Source organism: Streptomyces sp. NPDC031132 (assembly GCF_055570595.1).
In genome coordinates this window covers 218,648-223,272 of the sequence record NZ_JBVIGX010000014.1, presented here as the reverse complement: position 1 = coordinate 223,272, position 4,625 = coordinate 218,648, and the positions used below count along the sequence as shown (strand labels likewise).

Genomic DNA, 4,625 nt, shown 5'->3' with positions numbered 1-4,625 from the left:
GCCCGGTGGGTGCCTGGAACTTCTGGCAGACCCACCACTGGTACTAAGCCGCCAGCGGACAGCAGACGCACGATGACGCCCGGCCGGGACTTCCCCGGCCGGGCGTCTTCGCGTATGCGCCCGCCGAACCCGCGAGCGACCCCTCCCGCAGCAAGCCGCGTCCCCGCCCCCCGCTCCCCCCCATGCGAGTTCCGTACCGAACGGGACGCCGTCTCAGTGGTCGCCCTGCCGCCCACCCTCCGGGACGAGCCGCAGGATGTCCCCGCGCTCCAGGGCTGTGTACAGGGCTCCGTCCGGGCCGAACGCCAGCCCGTGGGGCTCGCAGTCCCGTGCGGGCAGCGGGTAGCGCGTCAGCTCTCCGGCCACGGTCAGCCGGCCGATGTGCGAAGAGGCCCACTCCGTGAACCACAGGGCGCCGTCAGGGCCCGCCGTGATCGCGTGGGGACGGCACTGCGGATCAGGCAGCGGGGAACTGGTGATCTCCCCTGACGTCGTGATCCGGCCGATCCGGCCCGTTCCGATCTCCGTGAACCACAGTGCGCCGTCCGGCCCCGCGGTGATCCCCACCGGTCCGGCCGTCGCGGTCGGCAGGGGGTGCACGGTCACTTCGCCCGCCGTCGTGATCCGGCCGAGGGCGGGGGCCTGGTTGAGCGTGAACCACAGCGCGCCGTCACCACCCGACGTGATCATGGAGGGGAAGGCGCCGGTGCGCCCGGGCAGCCCGAACTCCCGGACCGAGCCGTCCACTTCCATCCGGCCGATCAGGTCCGAGTTCATACCGGTGAACCACAGCGCCCCGTCCGGGCCGGCGGTGATGCCGTACGGGCCGCTGCCCGGCGTGGGGACGGGGTACGAGCACGGGATGCCGTCGGTGGTGATCCGCCCGATCCTGTCGTCCCGCATGCGGGTGAACCAGAGCGCGCCATCGGGTCCGGCGGTGATCTGGGCGGGCCCGCAGTCCGAAGAGTCCAGGGGGAACTCGGTCACGGGTGTCGGGCCGTCGGGGTCGAGGCGGGCGATGCGCCCGGCGTGGACGAGGGTGCACCACAGCGCTCCGTCGGGGCCTGCGGTCAGGGCGTAGGGGCCTGACGCGGTATCGGCCACGGGGAAGGAGCGGCCGGTGGTGAGAGACACGTCGCGGGGCATGGGGTCCTTTCGGCGGAACGGAACGGAACGGAACGGAACGGAACGGAACAGGACGGGGCGGGGCGGGGAAGCGCGGGGTCCGGGCGGGGGCGTCAGGCGGCGGCGGCCTGCGTGTGGGGCGTCGCCGGTCGCAGGTCCAGCAGCCTCCCCTGCCAGCGCGAGCGCAGCATGCGGTCATGGCTGACGACGACCACCGCGCCGGGGAAACCGGCCAGCGCGGCCTCCAGTTCCTCCACCAGCGCGGGGGAGAGGTGGTTGGTGGGCTCGTCCAGCAGCAGCACGTCGTACGGCTCGCTCACCAGCCGGGCCAGCGCCAGGCGCTGCCGCTGACCGGCTGAGAGCCCGCCTACCGGGAGGTCCAGCCGGTCGCGGGTGAACAGGCCCAGGGAGAGCAGCTGTTCGGCGTGGTCGTCGGGGCCGCCGGCCCGACCGTGCCCGAAGGCCGCCAGGACGCTCCGGCCCGCCGGGCCGTGGTCGGGCAACTGGCGCAGCCAGCCGGTCCGTCCGCGCCGTACGAGGTGTCCGCGGGTCGGTGGGCCGGCCTTCGCGGCGTCCGTGGCCAGCAGGCCCAACAGGGTGCTCTTCCCCGCCCCGTTGGGCCCGCCGACCAGCAGCCGGTCCCCGGCGGAGAGGGTCAGGTCGACCGGGGCCAGCCGTCCCCGGACCTCCAGGGCCGCGGCCGACACCAGCAGCCCCCCGGTCCGGCCCGAACGCGGGGCAGCGGTGAAGCGCAGCGGTTCGGGCGGCGCGGCCAGGGGGTGGGCGAGCAGCCGCTCCAGTCGTTCCCCGGCCTGGCGGACCCGCCCGGCCACGGACTGCTGGACCCTGCCGGCAGCCCGGTCGTAGGCCATCTTGTTGCCGTCCTTGCGGGCCCGGCCCGGCGCCACCCTGCGGGCGCTGCCGGCCGCGCGCTCCCGCAGCGCCTCGACCTCGGCCTGCCAGGCGGCATGGGCTTCGGTGCGGCGCTGCCGGTCGGCGGCGCGCTCCGCGAGGTATCCGGCGTACCCGTTGCCGAAGCGGACGACACGGTGGGTGTCCCCGTCCACCTCCAGCAGGACGGTGGCGACACGTTCGAGGAAGACGCGGTCGTGGGAGACGGTGACCGTGGTGCCCGCCCGGCTGCACAGGTGTTCCTCCAGCCAGGCCAGGGCCACGTCGTCGAGGTGGTTGGTCGGCTCGTCCAGCAGCAGGACCTCGGGCGCGGCGGCCAGCAGCGCGGCGAGCCGCAGCCGGACCCGTTCGCCGCCCGAGAGGCCGGCGACCGTGCGGTCGCGGGGGACCTGGACCAGTCCGAGGCCGTGCAGGGCGCGCTCGACGCGGGCATCGGCCTCGTAGCCGCCGCGCAGTTCGTAGCCGGTCAGCAGGTCGGCGTAGGCGGTGAGCAGTGTGGGGTCGGTCTCGGCTGCGCCGTCCGCCATGCGCTGCTCCAGCAGGCGCAACTCGGCTTCCATGGACCGCAGTTCGGTGAGAGCGCGGTCGATGACCTGCTGCACGGTCAGCTGCCCGGGAAGCTCTTCTTCCTGGGGGAGGTACCCGATGCCTCCGTCTGCACGGGCGATGATCCGGCCCTCGTCCGGGCGCTCGACGCCTGCGAAGAGGCGGAGCAGGGTCGACTTGCCGGAGCCGTTCTCGCCGACGATGCCGATCCGGCCACCGGGCGGGAGGGAGCACGTGACGGAGTCGAGGACGAGGCGGCCCTCGTAGGCCTTGGTGACGTCAAGCGCGGTGAGCTGTGCGGTGGTTGCGGTGGTTGCGGTCATACGGAAACTCCTGCGGGTGGGCGGTGCGGGGGAGGGGGGCTCGGGCGGTGGACGGGATGTGGATGAGCATCGTTGGCTCCTTAATGCGACGGCTGTTGCTTTAAGATGGTGCCATGATGACGACGTCAGCCGCAAGCGATCTTTCAGAGGACTCCGCCGACAAGGGACAGGCCGGTCCGGCCGCACCGGGTGCGTCGGCCGGAACTGCCGGGACCCGGCGCCGGACCGGAGGTCGCAGTGCCCGGGTACGCGCCCAGGTCCTGGCGGCTGTCGGGGAGGTCCTGGTCGCCGCCGGGTACGACGCGCTCACCGTGGACGCCGTCGCCGAACGGGCGGGAGTGCACCGCACCACCGTCTACCGGCGCTGGCGGGACGTCGGCGGACTGCTGGCCGACGTCCTCGACGCAGCGGCCGACGACACCTGGGAGCCCGCCGACACCGGATCCCTGGAGGACGACCTCACCGCTCTCAACCAGGAGGTCTACGACGCCCTGCACCCCGAACACCCCGGCCCGGGCGGCAGCCTCACCACGGCGCTGATCGCCGCGTCCTTCCGCTCCGCAGATGCCGCGGGGGCGCTGACCCGCTTCTGGGAGGGCCGCTACGCCCGCTGCGCACCGGTTGTCACCCGGGCAGTGGACCGCGGCGAGGTCCCGCCCGGCCCGGACGCACGGGCCCTGCTGGTGGCGGCCACGGCGCCGCTCTACCAGGAGCTGCTCCTGCTGCGCGCTGCCCCCGATCCCGCCCTGCCGCGCCGGGCGGCCTGCGCCGCCAGGGCCGCGGCGGCTGCGGGGGTCTTCACCCGGGTCCCGGACGCGCCGTCCGCGCCTTGACCCGGCGAAACCGCCTTGCCCGAGGGGCGGGCCGATCGCCCCGACCCCCTGCGCATCCCACCTCGACACCCGGATGCGACGCGCCGGCCCCGCGGCCGGACCGCGTGCGTGCACCGGCCCGGCTGCGCGTCGCCTGCCAGGTCGACGCGGGATCCCCGCCGCGGCGCAACCACGGGGAGACGCGGGTCACAACGCCCCCGTGTCACAACCTGCCGGGCAGCGGTGTCGAAGGGGTGCAACCGTCAGACAACGGCAACGGAGCGCATCATGGAAGCACGCCTCAACCCCTTCACCAACCCGGTCCTGGGCAAGGTCTTCAAGCACATCATCGCCGCGGGCAAAGCGCTCCAGGACTCGACCCTGCCGGCTTCGACGCAGGAACTGGTCAAGCTCCGCGCCAGCCAGATCAACGGCTGCGCCGCCTGCACCGACATGCACTTCAAGGACGCCGTGCACGCCGGGGAGTCGGCGGAGCGGCTCAACCTGGTCGCGGTCTGGCGCGAGGCCACGGTGTTCACCGACGCCGAGCGTGCCGCGCTGGAGCTGGCGGAGGAGGGCACCCGGATCGCCGATGCGGCCGGCGGCGTCCCGGACGCGGTGTGGGCGAACGCCGCCAAGCACTACGACGAAGACCAGCTCGGCGCCCTGGTGGCCGTCATCACCGTCATCAACGCCTTCAACCGCGGCAACGTCCTGCTCCAGATGCCGGCCGGCGACTACCGGCCCGGCCAGTTCGCATAGCCGCGAGCGAGGCCCGCTGTTTTCCTGCACCGCAAAGGCGTGGGGGGGGGGGGGGGGGGGGGGGGGAGGGGGGGAGGGAGGGGGGGGGGGGGGGGAGGGAAGGAAACAACCAGCACACCGCGGAACCCAACAAACAGCGGCGCAG

4 protein-coding genes are annotated in these 4,625 nt (G+C 73.9%); 2 read left to right on the top strand and 2 right to left on the bottom strand.

Features of this window, described 5'->3' with window-relative positions:
- Nucleotides 1-213 precede the first annotated feature (213 nt).
- Nucleotides 214-1,146 carry a virginiamycin B lyase family protein gene (locus ACZ49B_RS22670; RefSeq protein WP_468308692.1) on the bottom strand — a complete coding sequence of 311 codons (933 nt, stop codon included), beginning with the start codon at nt 1,144-1,146 and terminating at the stop codon, nt 214-216.
- Nucleotides 1,147-1,238: 92 nt separating this feature from the next.
- On the bottom strand, nt 1,239-2,906 hold the full coding sequence (locus ACZ49B_RS22665) for an ABC-F family ATP-binding cassette domain-containing protein (protein WP_468308689.1): 1,668 nt from the start codon (nt 2,904-2,906) through the stop codon (nt 1,239-1,241).
- A gap of 113 nt (nt 2,907-3,019) precedes the next feature.
- Here ACZ49B_RS22665 and ACZ49B_RS22660 point away from each other — a divergent pair, with 113 nt between their 5' ends.
- Both ACZ49B_RS22660 and ACZ49B_RS22655 read left to right on the top strand, forming a co-directional pair.
- Entirely contained in the window at nt 3,020-3,739 is a 720-nt protein-coding gene (locus ACZ49B_RS22660; RefSeq protein ID WP_468308687.1) for a TetR/AcrR family transcriptional regulator, read from the top strand.
- A gap of 267 nt (nt 3,740-4,006) precedes the next feature.
- Entirely contained in the window at nt 4,007-4,480 is a 474-nt protein-coding gene (locus ACZ49B_RS22655; protein WP_468308684.1) for a carboxymuconolactone decarboxylase family protein, read from the top strand.
- The last annotated feature ends 145 nt before the right edge of the window (nt 4,481-4,625 follow it).

What these genes read in the sequence shown, in the direction of transcription:
- ACZ49B_RS22670 (WP_468308692.1), bottom strand. Translation starts at nt 1,146, where the DNA reads ATGCCCCGCGACGTGTCTCTCACCACCGGCCGCTCCTTCCCCGTGGCC.
- ACZ49B_RS22665 (WP_468308689.1), bottom strand. Translation starts at nt 2,906, where the DNA reads ATGACCGCAACCACCGCAACCACCGCACAGCTCACCGCGCTTGACGTC.
- ACZ49B_RS22660 (WP_468308687.1), top strand. Translation starts at nt 3,020, where the DNA reads ATGATGACGACGTCAGCCGCAAGCGATCTTTCAGAGGACTCCGCCGAC.
- ACZ49B_RS22655 (WP_468308684.1), top strand. Translation starts at nt 4,007, where the DNA reads ATGGAAGCACGCCTCAACCCCTTCACCAACCCGGTCCTGGGCAAGGTC.